Origin of the sequence: Streptomyces sp. NPDC093795 (assembly GCF_044764665.1) — a bacterium.
Classification (GTDB): Bacteria; Actinomycetota; Actinomycetes; order Streptomycetales; family Streptomycetaceae; genus Streptomyces.
Genome location: NZ_JBIWIO010000001.1, coordinates 326,939 through 343,339 on the forward strand (window position 1 = coordinate 326,939; position 16,401 = coordinate 343,339).

18 protein-coding genes are annotated in these 16,401 nt (G+C 71.4%); 11 read left to right on the forward strand and 7 right to left on the reverse strand.

From position 1 onward, the window contains the following. Positions 1–18: 18 nt before the first annotated feature. From ACIRB7_RS01500 to ACIRB7_RS01510, 3 genes are all read right to left on the reverse strand, one after another. Positions 19–831: an enoyl-CoA hydratase/isomerase family protein gene (locus ACIRB7_RS01500; protein WP_403590769.1), complete on the reverse strand. Its 813-nt coding sequence runs from the start codon at positions 829–831 to the stop codon at positions 19–21. A 67-nt stretch (positions 832–898) separates the two neighbouring features. Beyond that, the gene (locus ACIRB7_RS01505; RefSeq protein ID WP_403590772.1) at positions 899–2,038 is read right to left on the reverse strand and encodes an adenylate/guanylate cyclase domain-containing protein; all 1,140 of its coding nucleotides are present in this window, start codon (positions 2,036–2,038) and stop codon (positions 899–901) included. A 139-nt stretch (positions 2,039–2,177) separates the two neighbouring features. Further along, a complete protein-coding gene (locus ACIRB7_RS01510) occupies positions 2,178–3,023 on the reverse strand; it encodes a biotin--[acetyl-CoA-carboxylase] ligase (protein WP_403590775.1) in 846 nt (281 codons plus the stop codon). A 134-nt stretch (positions 3,024–3,157) separates the two neighbouring features. Here ACIRB7_RS01510 and ACIRB7_RS01515 point away from each other — a divergent pair, with 134 nt between their 5' ends. Both ACIRB7_RS01515 and ACIRB7_RS01520 read left to right on the forward strand, forming a co-directional pair. Further along, positions 3,158–4,750, forward strand: coding sequence for an acyl-CoA carboxylase subunit beta (locus tag ACIRB7_RS01515; RefSeq protein ID WP_403590778.1), 1,593 nt, complete (start codon positions 3,158–3,160; stop codon positions 4,748–4,750). 28 nt (positions 4,751–4,778) lie between these two features. After that, the gene (locus ACIRB7_RS01520; protein ID WP_073809582.1) at positions 4,779–4,991 is read left to right on the forward strand and encodes an acyl-CoA carboxylase subunit epsilon; all 213 of its coding nucleotides are present in this window, start codon (positions 4,779–4,781) and stop codon (positions 4,989–4,991) included. A gap of 113 nt (positions 4,992–5,104) precedes the next feature. Here the strand turns inward: ACIRB7_RS01520 and ACIRB7_RS01525 are convergent, their stop codons facing one another. Further along, the gene (locus ACIRB7_RS01525) at positions 5,105–6,493 is read right to left on the reverse strand and encodes an MFS transporter (protein WP_403590780.1); all 1,389 of its coding nucleotides are present in this window, start codon (positions 6,491–6,493) and stop codon (positions 5,105–5,107) included. A 37-nt stretch (positions 6,494–6,530) separates the two neighbouring features. Between ACIRB7_RS01525 and ACIRB7_RS01530 the strand changes: the two genes are divergently transcribed. The 5 genes from ACIRB7_RS01530 to ACIRB7_RS01550 all read left to right on the forward strand — a co-directional run bounded on the left by ACIRB7_RS01530 (position 6,531) and on the right by ACIRB7_RS01550 (position 8,756). Next, positions 6,531–7,199, forward strand: a complete 669-nt coding sequence (locus tag ACIRB7_RS01530) for a TetR/AcrR family transcriptional regulator (protein WP_403590783.1) — start codon at positions 6,531–6,533, stop codon at positions 7,197–7,199. Positions 7,200–7,271: 72 nt separating this feature from the next. Beyond that, positions 7,272–7,400: a morphogenic membrane protein MmpB gene (gene mmpB / locus ACIRB7_RS01535; RefSeq protein ID WP_261993113.1), complete on the forward strand. Its 129-nt coding sequence runs from the start codon at positions 7,272–7,274 to the stop codon at positions 7,398–7,400. 46 nt (positions 7,401–7,446) lie between these two features. Then, positions 7,447–7,686, forward strand: a complete 240-nt coding sequence (locus ACIRB7_RS01540; protein WP_403590786.1) for a ribbon-helix-helix protein, CopG family — start codon at positions 7,447–7,449, stop codon at positions 7,684–7,686. Continuing rightward, positions 7,683–8,117 carry a PIN domain-containing protein gene (locus ACIRB7_RS01545; RefSeq protein WP_403590789.1) on the forward strand — a complete coding sequence of 145 codons (435 nt, stop codon included), beginning with the start codon at positions 7,683–7,685 and terminating at the stop codon, positions 8,115–8,117. Before ACIRB7_RS01540 ends, ACIRB7_RS01545 begins: the two co-directional genes overlap by 4 nt. 33 nt (positions 8,118–8,150) lie before the next feature. After that, entirely contained in the window at positions 8,151–8,756 is a 606-nt protein-coding gene (locus ACIRB7_RS01550; protein WP_403590792.1) for a nucleoside triphosphate pyrophosphatase, read from the forward strand. Positions 8,757–8,786: 30 nt separating this feature from the next. Here the strand turns inward: ACIRB7_RS01550 and ACIRB7_RS01555 are convergent, their stop codons facing one another. Continuing rightward, positions 8,787–9,224, reverse strand: a complete 438-nt coding sequence (locus ACIRB7_RS01555) for a hypothetical protein (protein ID WP_403590795.1) — start codon at positions 9,222–9,224, stop codon at positions 8,787–8,789. Positions 9,225–9,597: 373 nt separating this feature from the next. Between ACIRB7_RS01555 and ACIRB7_RS01560 the strand changes: the two genes are divergently transcribed. Then, complete coding sequence (locus ACIRB7_RS01560; RefSeq protein ID WP_403590798.1) at positions 9,598–11,352, forward strand: acetyl/propionyl/methylcrotonyl-CoA carboxylase subunit alpha; 1,755 nt, start codon at positions 9,598–9,600, stop codon at positions 11,350–11,352. 79 nt (positions 11,353–11,431) lie between these two features. Then, positions 11,432–11,977 (forward strand): TetR/AcrR family transcriptional regulator, encoded by a 546-nt coding sequence (locus ACIRB7_RS01565; RefSeq protein WP_403590801.1) that lies wholly within the window; start codon positions 11,432–11,434, stop codon positions 11,975–11,977. A gap of 93 nt (positions 11,978–12,070) precedes the next feature. Here ACIRB7_RS01565 and ACIRB7_RS01570 read toward each other — a convergent pair whose 3' ends face one another. Both ACIRB7_RS01570 and ACIRB7_RS01575 read right to left on the reverse strand, forming a co-directional pair. Next, the gene (locus tag ACIRB7_RS01570) at positions 12,071–12,997 is read right to left on the reverse strand and encodes a DeoR/GlpR family DNA-binding transcription regulator (RefSeq protein ID WP_403590804.1); all 927 of its coding nucleotides are present in this window, start codon (positions 12,995–12,997) and stop codon (positions 12,071–12,073) included. A 168-nt stretch (positions 12,998–13,165) separates the two neighbouring features. Next, the gene (locus ACIRB7_RS01575) at positions 13,166–14,605 is read right to left on the reverse strand and encodes an NAD(P)H-quinone dehydrogenase (RefSeq protein ID WP_403590807.1); all 1,440 of its coding nucleotides are present in this window, start codon (positions 14,603–14,605) and stop codon (positions 13,166–13,168) included. Positions 14,606–14,846: 241 nt separating this feature from the next. Between ACIRB7_RS01575 and ACIRB7_RS01580 the strand changes: the two genes are divergently transcribed. Together ACIRB7_RS01580 and ACIRB7_RS01585 are read left to right on the forward strand one after the other, a co-directional pair. Then, entirely contained in the window at positions 14,847–15,284 is a 438-nt protein-coding gene (locus ACIRB7_RS01580) for a gamma-glutamylcyclotransferase (RefSeq protein WP_125745095.1), read from the forward strand. 189 nt (positions 15,285–15,473) lie between these two features. Continuing rightward, entirely contained in the window at positions 15,474–16,277 is an 804-nt protein-coding gene (locus tag ACIRB7_RS01585; RefSeq protein WP_351213728.1) for a purine-nucleoside phosphorylase, read from the forward strand. The last annotated feature ends 124 nt before the right edge of the window (positions 16,278–16,401 follow it).

Below are 16,401 nucleotides of genomic sequence, written 5' to 3' on the forward strand. Positions count from 1 at the left end.
AGTACAGAACGGGAGGGATTACTCGCCCGGCCAGTTCGGCTTCCGCTTCTCGTTGAAGGCCGCCACGCCCTCCGCCCGGTCCCCCGAGAACGCCACCGAGCGCCAGGCCGCGTCCTCCACCTCAAGACCCGCTCGCAGGTCGAGGCCCTGACCGAGCCGCATCGCCCTCTTCGCCGCGCGCAGGCCGACCGGCGAGTTCGCCGCGATCCGCCCCGCGAGGTCCAGTGCCGCCGTCCGCGCGTCCTCCTCCAGGAGGTCGACCAGGCCCAGCTCGCGGGCCTCCGACGCCTCCACCCGGCGGGCCGTGAAGACCAGCTCGGCGGCGCGCGCCGCACCCACCCGGCGCGGAAGCAGCTGCGTACCGCCGCCGCCGGGGATGACGCCCACGGAGACCTCGGGGAGGCCGACCACGGCGGTCGCGTCGGCCACGATCACGTCGCAGGCGAGCGCCAGCTCGAAGCCGCCGCCGAGGGCGTAGCCGTGCACGGCGGCGACGGTCGGCATCGGGAGCTCCAGGACACCGGTGTAGGCGGCGCGGGCGGTGGGCCGCTGGCGGACCAGCTCGGCGTCGGTGAAGGAGTTGCGCTCCTTGAGGTCGGCGCCGACGCAGAAGGCGCGGTCGTTCGAGGAGGTGAGGACGGTGACGCGGACCGAGGGGTCGGCGGCGAGCGCGTCGCAGGCGGCGCCGAGGGAGCGGGCCATCTCGGAGGAGACGGCGTTCATCGCCTTGGGCCGGTCGAGGACCAGCTCGGCGACGTGCCCGTCGCTCCCGCCGTCCCCGTCCCCGCCCCTCCGGACCACCACGAACTCACCGAAGCGCTGCTCGGACATGACCGCACACCCTCCCGACCGGGACCCGCCCGTTAACGGCTGTTAACCGGCGTTCACGGGAGTGATCCTAAGTCGGGCGGCGGGTCAGGAGCCAGGGTTCGACGACGCCGAGGCCACGGACCGGGCGCTGCCACATCGGCTGGAGCGCGAAGCGGTACGTGGCGGGCTTGCGGCCCTCCTTCTCGGCGCGGGCCGCCTGCTCGGCCGCCTCCGTCTCGGACACGGGCGCCTCGCCCGTCCTGGACAGTTCCTCCGCGAGCGCGCCGTCGACGAGGACGGCGTCCTTCGGCGCTATCGAGGTGAGGCGGCTGGCGAGGTTCACGGTGGTGCCGAAGACATCGCCCATCCGGGTCGTGACCGTGCCGAAGGCGATGCCGACGCGCAGCGCGGGCATGGTCTCGTCGTCGCTGAGGGTCTCGATGAGGCGCAGCGCGATCTCGGCGGCCGTGCCGGCGTCGTCGGCGGCGTACAGCACCTCGTCGCCGAGGGTCTTGATGAGCCGGCCGCCGTGCGCGGCGACGAGGTCGGCGCAGGTCGTCTCGAAGGCCTCGACCAGCTCGCCGAGCTCCTCCTCCTCCAGGCGGCGGGTGAGCCGGGTGAAGCCGACGAGGTCCGCGAAGCCGACCGCGAGCCGCCGGTCGACCATCTCCTCGTCGTCGGCGGCCTGCACGACCCGGCCGGTGGCGGCGGCGAGCTGCCGCCGCCAGACGTAGATCAGGAACTCCTCCAGCTCGGGCAGGAGCAGCTCGACCAGGGGGTACGTGACCTCCGTACGGGTCATCCCGGGCTCCGGCGGCTCGGTGAGGCCCTCCAGGAACGAGTCGATCTGCCACTCGGCGAGCCGGGCGGTGGTCTGCCCGGTGGAACGGGCGACCTGCACCGCCATCGGCTCGCTGAGCAGCCCGGCCTCGACGAGACCGGCGAGCCGCCGCAGCGCGAGGACGTCGGCCTCGGTGAGCGCCTTGGCCTGGCCGATGTCGGCGAAGCCCATGGCCCGCCAGAAGCGGGAGGCGAGTTCCATGGAGACGCCTGCGGTGCGGGCGGCCTGGAACGGGGTGTAGCGGCGGTCGGCGCCGAGGATGAGCTGTTCGAGGCGGATGGCCAGCGGGTCGTCCGTCGGCTCGGCCGTGTGGTCGACCTCGTGATGGGGGGTGGGGTACGTGGGAGGCTCGGGCGCGCCGCCCTCGTTCTCGTCGTCGACGGTCACCGGCCGCCTCCTGCCCGTTCCCTGCCCACTTGCCCTGCCGATCTGTCGCCCTGGATCGCGGTCCACGATACGGCAGGTGTGTGCTGGCTCACGCGTTGGCGCCGACCGCCCGGGGTGACGGGCGGATCCTGGAGGGGCCCTAGGACCGCAAGTGGACGATGTCGCCCGCTCCCACCGCTTCCGTGCCGCCGCCCTCCGTGGCCACGACCAGGCGGCCGTCGCCGTCCAGGGCGACCGCTTCACCTTCCAGCATGCGCTCGCCGGGCAGGTCGGCCCTGACCCGGCGGCCGAGGGTCGCGCAGCCGGCCGCGTACGCCGCCTGGAGGCCGGAGGCCTCGGGGTCGCCGTCGGCCCGTACCCAGTCGCCGTACCACTGGGCGAAGGAGCGCAGGACGGCCCGCAGGAGGGTGTCGCGGTCGGTGGAGATCGCGTCGGCGAGGAGGAGGGAGCCTGCGCCGGGGACGGGCAGTTCGTCCTCGCGGAGGGTGACGTTGAGGCCGAGGCCGATGACGACGGCGTCCTCGCCGGCGCGCTCGGCGAGGATGCCGCCGGTCTTGCGTTCCTCGCCCGCGACGGAAACAAGGAGGTCGTTGGGCCACTTGAGCGACATGTCGACTCCGGCGGCCTTCGCGAGGCCGGTCGCGGCGGCCACGCCGGTGAGCAGCGGGAGCCAGCCCCAGCGGTGGACGGGCACGTCCGGCTTGAGGAGGACGGAGACGAAGAGGCCGGAGCGGGGGGGCGCGATCCAGCTGCGGTCGAGGCGGCCCCGGCCCGAGGTCTGCTCCTCGGCGACGAGGACTGCGCCCGGGGGCAGGTCGTCGGCGCGGGCGGTGAGGTCGGTGTTGGTCGATCCGGTGGTCGTGACCACGTCGAGCGAGGTCCACAGGCCGTCGGGGAGAACGAGGGCGCGGCGCAGTGCGGCGGTGTTCAGCGGGGGCCGGTCGAGGTCGGACCAGGGCCCGCCTGAGCCTTGAGAGGACGTCATGCAAGCCAGACTAGGTGTGGCAAAGACCGCAGTGCCGAACCGTATCGGCGTCGATACGCTACGGCTCAGTAGCTGAGCACTAGCCCATTCGTAGTCAACGAACCCCCCGTGACCAGGCAGGGAGCCGTATCCCGATGTCCGAGCCGGCAGAGCAGTACGAGATCGACATTCACACGACCGCAGGCAAGATCGCGGACCTCAAGCGCCGTATCGACGAGGCCACCCATGCCGGCTCGGAGCGTGCGGTGGAGAAGCAGCACGCGAAGGGGAAGCTGACCGCGCGCGAACGGATCGCGCTGCTGCTCGACGAGGGGTCGTTCGTCGAGCTGGACGAACTGGCCCGGCACCGGTCGACCAACTTCGGCCTGGAGAAGAACCGGCCGTACGGAGACGGTGTCGTCACCGGCTACGGCACGGTCGACGGGCGCCCGGTGGCCGTCTTCTCGCAGGACTTCACGGTCTTCGGCGGCGCGCTCGGTGAGACGTACGGCCAGAAGATCATCAAGGTGATGGACTTCGCCCTGAAGACGGGCTGCCCGGTCGTCGGCATCAACGACTCGGGCGGCGCCCGCATCCAGGAGGGTGTGAGCGCGCTCGGCATGTACGGCGAGATCTTCCGCCGCAACACCCACGCCTCCGGGGTGATCCCGCAGATCTCCCTGGTCGTCGGCCCGTGCGCGGGCGGCGCGGTGTACTCGCCCGCGATCACCGACTTCACGGTGATGGTGGACCAGACCTCGCACATGTTCATCACGGGTCCCGACGTCATCAAGACGGTGACCGGCGAGGACGTGGGCTTCGAGGAACTGGGCGGCGCCCGGACGCACAACGCGACCTCGGGCGTGGCGCACCACATGGCGGGTGACGAGAAGGACGCCATCGAGTACGTGAAGTCGCTCCTGTCCTACCTTCCGTCGAACAACCTCTCCGAGCCGCCGACCTTCCCGGAGGTCGCGGACACCGAGGTCACGGACGAGGACCGCGAGCTCGACACGCTGATCCCGGACTCGGCGAACCAGCCGTACGACATGCACCGGGTCATCGAGCACGTCCTCGACGACGGCGAGTTCCTGGAGACGCAGTCGCTGTTCGCGCCGAACATCCTGACCGGCTTCGGCCGGGTCGAGGGCTTCCCGGTGGGTGTGGTCGCGAACCAGCCGATGCAGTTCGCGGGCTGCCTGGACATCGACGCGAGTGAGAAGGCCGCGCGGTTCGTCCGTACCTGCGACGCGTTCAACATCCCGGTCCTGACCTTCGTGGACGTGCCGGGCTTCCTGCCGGGCGTGGACCAGGAGTACGGCGGCATCATCCGGCGCGGCGCGAAGCTGATCTACGCGTACGCGGAGGCCACGGTCCCGCTGATCACGGTCATCACGCGGAAGGCCTTCGGCGGCGCGTACGACGTCATGGGCTCCAAGCACCTGGGCGCGGACCTGAACCTGGCGTGGCCGACGGCGCAGATCGCGGTCATGGGCGCGCAGGGCGCGGTGAACATCCTGCACCGTCGCACGATCGCGGACGCGGAGGATCAGGAGGCGGAGCGGGCGCGGCTGATCCAGGAGTACGAGGACACCCTGCTCAACCCGTACACGGCGGCCGAGCGCGGGTACATCGACGGTGTGGTCATGCCGTCGGACACGCGCCCGCAGATCGTGAAGGGGCTGCGTCAGCTGCGGACGAAGCGGGAATCCCTGCCTCCGAAGAAGCACGGCAACATCCCGCTGTAAATCCCTCCAGGACCGCGAAGGAGTCGTTGTGATCAAGGTCGTACGGGGAAACCCGACCCCGGAGGAGTTGGCCGCCGCACTGGCGGTGGTTCAGGCCCGGGCCGCGGCCACGGCGGCGGCGTCCGCCGGGAGCGGCGGCCCGGTGGTGCCGGAGGGGTGGTCGGACCCGTCCCGTATCGCGAGGGCGGTACGGCACCGGCCGGGGCCCCGGGCCTGGGCGCGGTCGTACTGGCCCGTGTAGCCGCCTGGCCGCCGCCCGGTCGTCGCCGGGTCGTCGCGTGAGGAAGGGCCGGACCCCGTGTGCGGGGGGTCCGGCCCTTCTCGTACGTCCGCCTCCGGTCCGGTCGCGTACGGTCACGTACGGCGCAGGAAGAGGCCGGACAGGACGGCTCCGGCGGCGACGATCGCGGCGTTGACGAGGACCGCGAGACCGATGCCGTCGAGCAGCACGGGCGTGGTGACGACGACCGCGCTCATGATCGGCGTGCCCATGGTGATGCCGATCTGCTGGGTCATGGTCGCGAGGCCGGTCGCCGTGCCCTGCTCGTGGTCGGGGATGCCGGAGGTGGCGGTGACCATGAAGCCGACGATGGCGAGCATGTTGCCGACGCCGCCCGCGAAGGTCGCGGCGAGCAGCAGCCAGAGGCTGCCCCGGTCGTCGCCGAGGCCGTAGAGGGCGAGGGTCGCGACGGCCTGGAGGAGCCCGCCGGCGACGAGCGCGGTGCGGGCGCCGTAGCGGCCGATGAAGCGGGAGGCGAACACTCCGCCGATGACCGTGCCGGCGCCGAGGACGCCGAAGGAGAGTCCGGCGGCGAGCGGGGAGAAGCCGAGGACGTCCTGGAGGTAGAGCGTCATCAGGAAGACCAGCGAGGTCTCGGTCACGAAGGCGACGAGGCCCGCGAGGTTGCCCCAGACGACGGTGCGGCGCGTGAGGATCCGTACGGGCACGAGGGGCGAGGCGGACCTTCGCTCCACGAACCAGAAGGCGACGAGCAGGGCGACGCCGGCGACGAGCGCCCAGGGTTCGGTGGTCAGTCCGTAGACGAGGGCGAGGAGTCCGGCGGTGACGGTGATAGCGCCGGGGACGTCGAGGCGGGGCCGGACGGCCGGGCGGCTCTCCTTGAGGACGACGGGGGCGACCAGGAGGACCGCGAGGACGACGGGCACGTTGACGAGGAAGGCCCAGCGCCAGGAGAGCAGGTCGGTGAGGACGCCGCCGAGGATCGCGCCGGTGGTGAAGCCGGCGGACATCAGGGCGCCGTTGAGGCCGAGCGCGCGGGCGCGCAGGGGGCCCTCGGGGAAGGAGGAGGTGAGGAGGGAGAGGCCGGCCGGGGTGACGGCGGCGGTGGCGAGGCCCTGCGCGACGCGGGCGGCCATGAGCATCTCGGGGGTGGTGGCGAGGCCGCCGACGAGGGAGGAGACGCCGAGGAGCGCCATGCCGCCGAGGAAGAGGCGGCGGCGTCCGACGAGGTCGGCGACGCGCCCGAAGAGCAGGGTGAATCCGGCGGCGGCGAGGGCGAAGGCGGTGGCGATCCACTGGAGCCCGCCGAGGCTGAAGCCGAGTCCCTCGCCGATGACGGGTAGGGCGACGTTCAGGATCGAGAAGTCGACGGCCAGCATGAACTGGGCCAGGAGGAGGACGACGAGGACGAGCCGCATCCGGCCGGTCATACGGGTGTCCGTCGGCCCTTGGGTCTGGTCCATGGACTGTTCGGCGGGCTTGGGGTGATCCAGGGCAACCATGCGTACGACCCCTTAATGGGAGACTGGTTCCGTTAAGATGTCCCGTACCGTAGCAGAATCGATGGCGTTAATGGAACAGGAGACCCGTTTGACTGAGAGCCAGCCGGCCTCGCCCGGCACCCTGCGCCCCGGCGGCCGTACCGCGAAGGTCCGCAGGGCCGTCCTCGACGCCACCCGGGACGCCCTCGCCGAGAGCGGCTTCCACGCCCTCAACATGGACCGGATCGCCGCGGGCGCCGGCGTCGGCAAGACCACCGTGTACCGCCGCTGGGGCACCCCCGTCGGCCTGGTCACCGACCTCCTGCACGACATGGCCGAGCAGTCCCTGCCCGCCTCCGACACCGGCAGCCTCGCGGGCGACCTGCGGGCCAACGCCGAACTCGTACGGGACACCCTCACCGACCCCCGGATGGGCGCCGTCTTCCGCGCGGTCATCGCCGCGGGCGCCTGCGACGAGGAGTGCGCCCGCGCGCTCGCCGACTTCTACCGGACCCGGCTCGCGGAATGGGCCCCCGTCGTCGCCAGGGGCGAGGCGCGCGGCGAGATCCCGGCGGGGACCGACCCGGTCGAACTGCTCCGCGCCGTCTCCGCGCCGCTCTACTACCGCTTCACCGTCACCCGCGAGGACCTCACCGCGGCCGTGGTGGAACGGGCGGTCTCGGCGGCGCTCGCGGCGGCGCGGGACGGGGTGTTCCTCCGCGAATAGTCCTTCGGCACGGGGGCTCCTGAGTATTTGTACTCAGGCGCCCCACCCGGTTCCGGCCGCAGGATCGGAGGCATGCTGTGGTCGGACCCGAAGAATCAGCCGCCGAAGTTCATGCGCGACATGCAGGCGATGCTCCGCCGCGCGGGCGTACTGCTGGCGCTCGCGATGGTGGTGGCCATGTTCGCGGTCAGCGCGCGCTGAGCGCCGGGCCCCCCGGTGCCATACGTACGGGTGGTACCGTCGATGCATGATAAAGACGACGGTGTACCTCCCCGAAGAGCTGGAGCTCCGACTGGACGCCGAGTCCGCCGCCACCGGCATCAGCAAGGCCGAGCTCATCAGGCGGAGCATCGCCGCCATGCTGGAGAACCGCCCCACGCCTCACCGTCGCCCGCTGCCCGTCTTCAACAGCGGCCGCCCCCTCACGCCCGAAGAGATGGACGACGCCGTCTCCGAGCACATCGAGGAAAGCGCCGCCCGTCGATGATCATCGTGGCCGACACCTCCGCGCTTTTCGCGGCATTCGATGCCGCTCAACCCGAACACGAGGCGTCCGCCCGGATCGTGGCCGAGGAGACTCTGGCCATCTCACCGCTGGTCGTCACGGAGCTCGACCACATCGTCCAGCGTCACCTCGGCTTCCCCGCGTCCCTCAGGACGATGGAGGCGGTGAACGAACGCCTCACCGACGGCCAGTACAAACTCGCCACCCTCCACCCCGTGGATCTCGTCGCGGCGCACGAGGTACGACAGAAGTACGAGGGCCTGCGGCTCGACCTGGCCGACGCGGTCGGCGTCGTGCTCGCCGACCGCTACCGGACGGACCGGATCCTGTCGCTCGACCAGCGCGATTTCCGGGCGATCACACCACTGACCAAGGGCTTCAGCGCCTTCCGTGTCCTGCCCTTCGATCACTGAGCACGCCACGCCATCCCCCCTACGATGGTGGCCATGACTGCTGAACCGCGCCGTGTCGTGCTCGCCTCCGCCTCCCCCGCCCGTCTCGGGCTGCTCCGTCAGGCCGGTCTCGCCCCCGAGGTGATCGTGAGCGGGGTCGACGAGGACAAGGTGCACGCCCCGACCCCGGCGGAGCTCGCGCTCACCCTCGCGGAGGCGAAGGCGGCCCATGTGGCGGCGCGGCCCGAGGCGTTCGGCGCTCTGGTCATCGGCTGCGACTCGGTCCTCGAACTCGACAAGCAGGCTCTCGGCAAGCCGGCCGACGCCGAGGAGGCCACCGCCCGCTGGAAGGCGATGCGCGGGCGGGTCGGCATCCTCCAGACGGGTCACTGCGTGTACGACACGACCGCCAAGCGGTTCGAGTCGGCGACGGCCTCCACCGTGGTCCGCTTCGGCGAGCCGACGGACGAGGAGATCGCCGCGTACGTGGCGAGCGGTGAACCGCTGCACGTGGCGGGCGCGTTCACCCTGGACGGGCGCTCGGCGCCGTTCATCGACGGCATCGACGGGGACCCGGGCAATGTGATCGGCCTGTCGCTGCCGCTGCTGCGCAGGCTCCTGGCGAAGCTGGACGTGCAGATCACCGGCCTCTGGGCCTGAGCGAGGTACCCGCCCGCGCACGACCGTGGGTCACGCGGCCGCCGGGACCTCTTCACGGGGTCCGGCGGCCTTGCCGTGCCCCTCGCCGTACGCCACGAGGGTGAGCACGATCAGGCCGAGGACGACCACCAGGAAGGTGAACGCCGGCCACCCGAGGAGCCCGACCGCCACCGCGGCGAGGATCCCGTGGACGACCGCGCAGCCGATGAGCAGGCCCCGGGCGGCGCGTCCGGGCCGGCGGTCGCGGACGCCCGCGAGGAGGGCGACGAGGGAGCAGAGGACGAGGGCGATCCCGGACCCGATGCCGAGCGCCCATGTGCCGGTGTACATCGCGTCGGGGTCCATGCCGTCGAGGGACATCGACTGGGCCTTCACGAACCGGGCCATCACGGCGTTGACGACGACGATCCCGGGCGCTTCGAGGAGCAGCACCGCCGCTGTCACGAGAGCTATGGGTCTGCGGGCCACCTCGGCCACCCCCCTGCATTCGGTGTTACCGACAGTACGATCGACAGCGCGAAGGCTACTGGCCGGTAAACCTCTGGACAAGGGCGTGGACACGGCGGGCGACGGTGCACGGCCCGGCAAAGAATCACCGACCCGTTCGTAGGGACTCCACAAAGAAACCCGAATGGCGACTGGCCGTGCGAACAGAGACCTGCGCCACACCTCGGAGCTACTGTGCCGTAAAGGAACCCTGCGTACCGTGGTGCGACAAGGGAATTCACGACCCGAGCAGGCCCGGGGTCACGCTCCGTGTGGGCAAGCTCACCACTGGGGACGGGTCGAAAGGCCGTGTCGGCAGTCCCTAAACTCAGCTTGTTTCAAGGAGGGAGCCATCGTGCGCAAGGTGCTCATCGCCAACCGTGGCGAAATCGCTGTCCGTGTGGCCCGGGCGTGCCGGGACGCGGGTATCGGCAGCGTGGCCGTGTACGCCGAGCCGGACCGGGATGCGTTGCATGTCCGGGCGGCCGACGAGGCGTTCGCTCTGGGCGGTGACACTCCGGCGACCAGTTACCTGGACATGGCGAAGGTGCTCCAGGCGGCGAAGGATTCCGGTGCGGACGCCATCCACCCCGGCTACGGGTTCCTGTCGGAGAACGCGGAGTTCGCCCAGGCGGTGCTGGACGCGGGTCTGACGTGGATCGGTCCGCCGCCGCAGGCGATCCGGGATCTGGGTGACAAGGTGGCGGCGCGTCATATCGCGCAGCGCGCCGGCGCCCCGCTCGTCGCCGGCACCCCGGATCCGGTCTCGGGTGCGGACGAGGTGGTGGCGTTCGCGGAGGAGCACGGGCTGCCGATCGCGATCAAGGCCGCGTTCGGTGGTGGCGGGCGTGGTCTGAAGGTCGCCCGGACGCTGGAGGAAGTGCCGGAGCTGTACGACTCCGCCGTCCGTGAGGCGGTGGCGGCGTTCGGCCGGGGCGAGTGCTTCGTCGAGCGCTACCTCGACAAGCCGCGTCACGTCGAGACGCAGTGCCTGGCCGACTCGCACGGCAACGTGGTCGTGGTCTCCACCCGTGACTGCTCGCTCCAGCGGCGTCACCAGAAGCTGGTGGAGGAGGCCCCGGCGCCGTTCCTCTCCGAGGAGCAGAACGCGCAGCTGTACGCGGCGTCGAAGGCGATCCTGAAGGAGGCCGGCTACGTCGGCGCCGGCACGGTCGAGTTCCTCGTCGGTACCGACGGCACGATCTCGTTCCTTGAGGTCAACACGCGTCTGCAGGTGGAACACCCGGTGACCGAGGAGGTCACGGGTCTCGACCTGGTGCGGGAGATGTTCCGGATCGCGGACGGTGAGGAGCTCGGTTACGGCGACCCGGAAGTGCGGGGTCACTCTTTCGAGTTCCGTATCAACGGTGAGGACCCGGGCCGTGGCTTCCTTCCGGCGCCGGGCACGGTGACCCTGTTCGCGCCGCCGTCCGGCCCTGGTGTCCGCCTCGACGCGGGCGTGGAGTCCGGCAGCGTCATCGGCCCGGCGTGGGACTCGCTGCTCGCCAAGCTGATCGTGACCGGCGCGACCCGTGAGCAGGCGCTCCAGCGCGCGGCGCGTGCGCTGGAGGAGTTCAAGGTCGAGGGCATGGCCACGGCCATCCCCTTCCACCAGGCCGTCGTCGTCGACCCCGACTTCACCGCTGATCCGTTCCGGGTGCACACGCGGTGGATCGAGACGGAGTTCGTCAACGAGATCAAGCCGTTCGCGCCGGGTGGTGCGGACGCCGACGAGGACGAGGGCAACCGCGAGACGATCGTCGTCGAGGTCGGCGGCAAGCGCCTGGAGGTCTCCCTGCCGTCCAGCCTCGGCATGACCCTGGCCCGTCAGGGCATCGCGGCGGGTGCGAAGCCGAAGCGGCGGGCGGCGAAGAAGTCCGGCCCGGCCGCCTCGGGTGACACTCTCGCTTCCCCGATGCAGGGCACGATCGTGAAGATCGCGGTCGAGGAGGGCCAGGAGGTCAAGGAGGGCGACCTCATCGTCGTCCTTGAGGCGATGAAGATGGAACAGCCTCTCAACGCGCACCGCTCCGGCACGATCAAGGGCCTGACCGCCGAGGTCGGCGCGTCCGTCACCTCCGGCGCCGCCATCTGCGACATCAAGGACTGACCGTCGCACCGAGTACGGTACGAAGGGCCCGCAGGCAGTCGCCTGCGGGCCCTTCGCCGAGGGGAGGGCATCTCACGCCATGCGAGCCGACGCACGCCGCAACCACGAGCGACTGCTCACCGAGGCCCGTGGCACCTTCGCAGCACAGGGCGCCGACGCTTCCCTCGAGGAGATCGCGCGTCGCGCGGGCGTGGGCATCGGCACCCTCTACCGCCACTTCCCCACCCGGGCCGAGCTGCTGAACGCCGTCTTCCAGGAGGCCCTGGCGGAACTCCTGAGCCGCTCCACGGAGTTGGCGGAGACCGAGGAGCCGTGCCGGGCGCTCGTGGAGTGGCTGCGGGCCCTGATCGCCCACGCGGGCGAGTACCGGGGGCTCGCGCACGCGCTGATGTCCGCCTCGTACGACCGGAGTTCGGCGCTCGCCGGATGCAGCGAGCCGCTGCGCGCGGCGGGTGAGCGGCTGCTCGGGCGCGCCCGGGAGGCGGGCCAGGTGCGCGCCGACGTGTCGATCGGCGATCTGATGCAGCTGACCAACGCGATCGCGCTGGCGGCGGAACAGTGCCCGGAGGACCGCGAGTTGGCGGACCGCCTGCTGGCGCTGACACTGCGGGGCATCAAGGACTGACACCGCCGCCGTCCTGTGTGTGCGGGCGGCGTGGGACCCCTGGGGGAAGGTCCCTCGGGCCGCCTCGGGCCACTCGGGCCGCCTCGGGCGACCTCAGCGGCGGCGCATGTCCGCGACGCGTGCTGTGCGCTCCATCGTCTCGGCGGCCATCCCTCCGCCCGGTCCCCGGTACTGACCGGCCGCCATCCGTCCGCGCTGGACCGGGAGCGGCATGTCACGGCGGGGCCGGGCACCCGGGGGGACCTGGTCTCCGCCCGTGGGTCCGTTGGCGGCGCCCGTACCGGCGACGGCGATGTGCACACCCTGGTCGGCGAGGGCCTGGAGCTCGGTGGCGGCCCGGTCGTCGTGGGCGGGCGGCTCGTCGGTCACCAGGCGGGTGATGACGTCCGTGGGCACCGTCTGGAACATGGTGTCGGCGCCGAGCTTGGTGTGGTCGGCGAGGACCACGACCTCCGCCGCCGCCTGGACGAGCGCCCGGTCCACGCTCGCGGAGAGCATGTTGGACGTGGACAGGCCGCGCTCGGCGGTCAGCCCGCTCCCGGAGAGGAAGGCGCGGGAGACCCTGAGCCCCTGGAGCGACTGCTCGGCCCCACTGCCCACCAGGGCGTAGTTGGAGCCGCGGAGGGTGCCGCCGGTCATGACGACCTCGACCCGGTTGGCGTGGGCGAGGGCCTGCGCGACGAGCAGGGAGTTGGTGACCACGGTCAGACCGGGCACGCGGGCGAGCCGGCGGGCCAGCTCCTGCGTGGTCGTCCCGGCGCCGACGACGATGGCCTCACCTTCTTCGACGAGGCTCGCGGCGACGTCGGCGATGGCCGTCTTCTCCGCGGCCGCGAGATGGGATTTCTGCGGGAAGCCGGATTCTCGCGTGAATCCGCCCGGCAACACCGCACCGCCGTGCCGGCGGTCGAGGAGTCCTTCTGCCTCAAGGGCCCGTACGTCTCTCCGTACGGTCACTTCAGAGGTCTGGACGACGCGGGCGAGCTCGCGGAGCGACACGGCCCCATTGGCTCGCACCATTTCGAGGATCAACTGGCGACGTTCTGCAGCGAACACGAAACTGACAGTAACGTGACCGGCCGATACTTTTCAGCACTATGCGCCGAATTGCAGAAGATGCACACAGACGGGGCCTCCAAGTGATATGGGAGGCCCCGTCGTTGATCCACCTTGTGCCGGTACGCGGAGTTACACCTCGCCGGCGGACTTCCGGGTGTGCAACTGCCGTGCCACTTCCGCGATCGAACCCGACAGGGAGGGGTACACGGTGAAAGCGTTTGCGATCTGTTCCACGGTCAGATTGTTGTCGACCGCGATCGAGATCGGATGGATCAGTTCGCTCGCCTTCGGGGCGACGACACAGCCGCCGACCACGATGCCGGTGCCGGGACGGCAGAAGATCTTGACGAAGCCGTCCCGGATGCCCTGCATCTTCGCGCGCGGGTTGCGCAGCAGCGGCAGCTTGACGACCTTGGCGTCGATCTTGCCCGCGTCCACGTCGGCCTGGGTGTAGCCGACGGTGGCGATCTCCGGGTCGGTGAAGACGTTCGACGAGACCGTCTTCAGGTTGAGCGGGGCCACCGCGTCGCCGAGGAAGTGGTACATCGCGATACGGCCCTGCATGGCGGCCACCGAGGCCAGCGCGAAGACACCGGTGACGTCACCGGCCGCGTACACGCCGGGGGCGCTCGTACGGGAGACCTTGTCGGTCCAGATGTGACCGGAGTCCTTCAGCTTGACGCCCGCCTCCTCCAGACCCATTCCGGCCGAGTTCGGGATCGCGCCGACCGCCATCAGGCAGTGCGTGCCGGAGATGACCCGGCCGTCCGAGAGGGTGACCTCGACCCGGTCGCCCACCCGCTTGGCGGACTCGGCGCGGGAGCGGGCCATGACGTTCATGCCGCGGCGCCGGAAGACGTCCTCCAGGACGGCGGCGGCGTCCGGGTCCTCACCGGGGAGGACGCGGTCGCGGCTGGACACCAGGGTGACCCGGGAGCCGAGCGCCTGGTAGGCACCGGCGAACTCGGCGCCGGTGACACCGGAGCCGACCACGATGAGCTCCTCGGGGAGCTCCTTGAGGTCGTAGACCTGCGTCCAGTTCAGGATGCGCTCGCCGTCCGGCTTGGCGTCCGGCACCTCGCGCGGGTGGCCGCCGGTCGCGATGAGCACGGCGTCCGCGGTCAGCGTCTCCTCGGTGCCGTCGGCCGCGGTGACGATCACCTGGCGGGAGCCGTCCATCGCCTGCCGGCCGGAGAGCCGGCCGCGGCCGCGCAGGACCCGGGCGCCCGCCCGGGTGACGGAGGCGGTGATGTCGTGCGACTGGGCGAGCGCGAGGCGCTTCACCCGCCGGTTGACCTTGCCGAGGTCCACGCCCACGACCCGGGCGGCCTGCTCCAGGTGCGGGGTGTCGTCCGCGACGATGATGCCGAGCTCCTCGTAGGAGGAGTCGAAGGTGGTCATCACCTCCGCCGTGGCGATGAGCGTCTTGGACGGGACGCAGTCGGTCAGGACGGACGCGCCGCCGAGGCCGTCGGTGTCGACGACGGTCACCTCCGCGCCGAGTTGGGCGCCCACCAGGGCCGCCTCGTATCCGCCGGGTCCGCCGCCGATGATCACGATCCGGGTCACTGGGATCTACGCCTCGTTGCTCTCGTTCTGCCGGGGGGTCCCCCCGCTGGGATGCAGTGCGTACGCCATTGTCCCGCACGCTTCAAGTGCGTACCCCATTCTCCCGCACGCCCGGCGCGGTCTCACGCCGGGGCCCGGCGAAGCGGCGCGCCCGGCGGCGCGGCCCTCCTGCGGGCGTGGCCGCACGGCCGCCACCTCGGAGTTCGGCGGACACCCCGCCCCCTCCCGTACCCTCGGTCCCATGTCGCTCTACGCCGCTTTCGCCGGCAACCTCGACGCGCGGCTGATGAGCCGCCGCGCACCGCACTCCCCGCTGCGCGGCACCGGCTGGCTGAACGGCTGGCGGCTTACCTTCGGCGGCGAGCAGATGGGCTGGGAGGGAGCGCTGGCCACGATCGTGGAGGCCCCCCGCTCCCAGGTCTTCGTGGCGCTGTACGACATCGCGCCCATGGACGAGGAGTCCATGGACCGCTGGGAGGGCGTCGGCCTCGACATCTACCGCCGGATGCGGGTGCGGGTGGACACCCTGGACGGCGAGGAGCCCGCCTGGGTGTACGTGCTCAACGGGTACGAGGGCGGGCTGCCGTCCGCGCGGTACCTGGGCGAGGTCGCCGACGCGGCCGAGTCGGCGGGCGCGCCGCACGACTACGTGATGGAGTTGCGCAAGCGCCCCTGCTGAGGGTGGACGATCACCCCAGGGGCGGGCACGGGGGTACGTGTGCGCCTTTCGTCGGAAACGACAAGACAACGATCGCATGTCCGTCGGCATCGTCATCTACGCGCGTAGGCAAACTCCGGCTACGCTTCTGCGCGTATGAAATCCGTCCGGGGCCCGCCTCGGACCCCCCTCCCCGAGGCGAGAGAGTCAGTGAACGCAACTGCCACCCCGTACGAGGCCGCCGAGGCCGCTGCCGCCCGTCTGCGCGAGCTGACCGGAGTCGAGAACCACGACGTCGCCCTGGTCATGGGCTCGGGCTGGGCGCCCGCCGTCGACGCGCTCGGCGCGCCCGAGGCCGAGTTCCCCGTGACCGACATCCCCGGCTTCCCGCCGCCCGTCGTCGAGGGCCACGGCGGCAAGATCCGCTCGTACAAGATCGGTGCCAAGCGCGCCCTCGTCTTCCTCGGCCGCACCCACTTCTACGAGGGCCGCGGTGTCGCGTCCGTCGCCCACGGCGTCCGCACCGCCGTCGCCGCCGGCTGCAAGACCGTCATCCTCACCAACGGCTGCGGCGGCCTGCGCGAGGGCATGCGCCCCGGCCAGCCCGTCCTCATCAGCGACCACCTCAACCTGACGGCCGCCTCGCCGATCGTCGGCGCGAACTTCGTGGACCTCACCGACCTGTACTCGCCGCGGCTGCGCGCGCTGTGCAAGGAGGTCGACGAGACGCTCGAGGAGGGCGTGTACGTCCAGTTCCCCGGCCCGCACTACGAGACCCCGGCCGAGATCAACATGGTCCGCGTCCTCGGCGGCGACCTGGTCGGCATGTCCACCGTCCTCGAGGCCATCGCCGCCCGCGAGGCGGGCGCGGAGGTCCTCGGCATCTCCCTGGTCACGAACCTGGCGGCGGGGCTCTCGGGCGAGCCGCTGAACCATGAGGAGGTTCTCCAGGCGGGGCGGGATTCGGCGGCGCGCATGGGTGAGCTGCTGACGCGGGTCCTCGACCGGATCTGAGTTCCTTCGGCGCCCCGTCCCGAACTGGGGCTCCGCCCCAGACCCCGCGCCTCACACGCCGGCGGAGCTGATTTTCAGCCCGCCCGGCGTGTGGGGGCACGGCCGCAGGCCGTACGGGGCTGGG

Coding starts and splice junctions, on each gene's coding strand:
- ACIRB7_RS01580 (WP_125745095.1), top strand. CDS start 14,847: ATGTCGCTCTACGCCGCTTTCGCCGGCAACCTCGACGCGCGGCTGATG.
- ACIRB7_RS01570 (WP_403590804.1), bottom strand. CDS start 12,997: ATGGTGCGAGCCAATGGGGCCGTGTCGCTCCGCGAGCTCGCCCGCGTC.
- mmpB (WP_261993113.1), top strand. CDS start 7,272: ATGCTGTGGTCGGACCCGAAGAATCAGCCGCCGAAGTTCATGCGCGAC.
- ACIRB7_RS01510 (WP_403590775.1), bottom strand. CDS start 3,023: ATGACGTCCTCTCAAGGCTCAGGCGGGCCCTGGTCCGACCTCGACCGG.
- ACIRB7_RS01545 (WP_403590789.1), top strand. CDS start 7,683: ATGATCATCGTGGCCGACACCTCCGCGCTTTTCGCGGCATTCGATGCC.
- ACIRB7_RS01565 (WP_403590801.1), top strand. CDS start 11,432: ATGCGAGCCGACGCACGCCGCAACCACGAGCGACTGCTCACCGAGGCC.
- ACIRB7_RS01550 (WP_403590792.1), top strand. CDS start 8,151: ATGACTGCTGAACCGCGCCGTGTCGTGCTCGCCTCCGCCTCCCCCGCC.
- ACIRB7_RS01525 (WP_403590780.1), bottom strand. CDS start 6,493: ATGGTTGCCCTGGATCACCCCAAGCCCGCCGAACAGTCCATGGACCAG.
- ACIRB7_RS01540 (WP_403590786.1), top strand. CDS start 7,447: ATGATAAAGACGACGGTGTACCTCCCCGAAGAGCTGGAGCTCCGACTG.
- ACIRB7_RS01530 (WP_403590783.1), top strand. CDS start 6,531: ATGTCCCGTACCGTAGCAGAATCGATGGCGTTAATGGAACAGGAGACC.
- ACIRB7_RS01500 (WP_403590769.1), bottom strand. CDS start 831: ATGTCCGAGCAGCGCTTCGGTGAGTTCGTGGTGGTCCGGAGGGGCGGG.
- ACIRB7_RS01515 (WP_403590778.1), top strand. CDS start 3,158: ATGTCCGAGCCGGCAGAGCAGTACGAGATCGACATTCACACGACCGCA.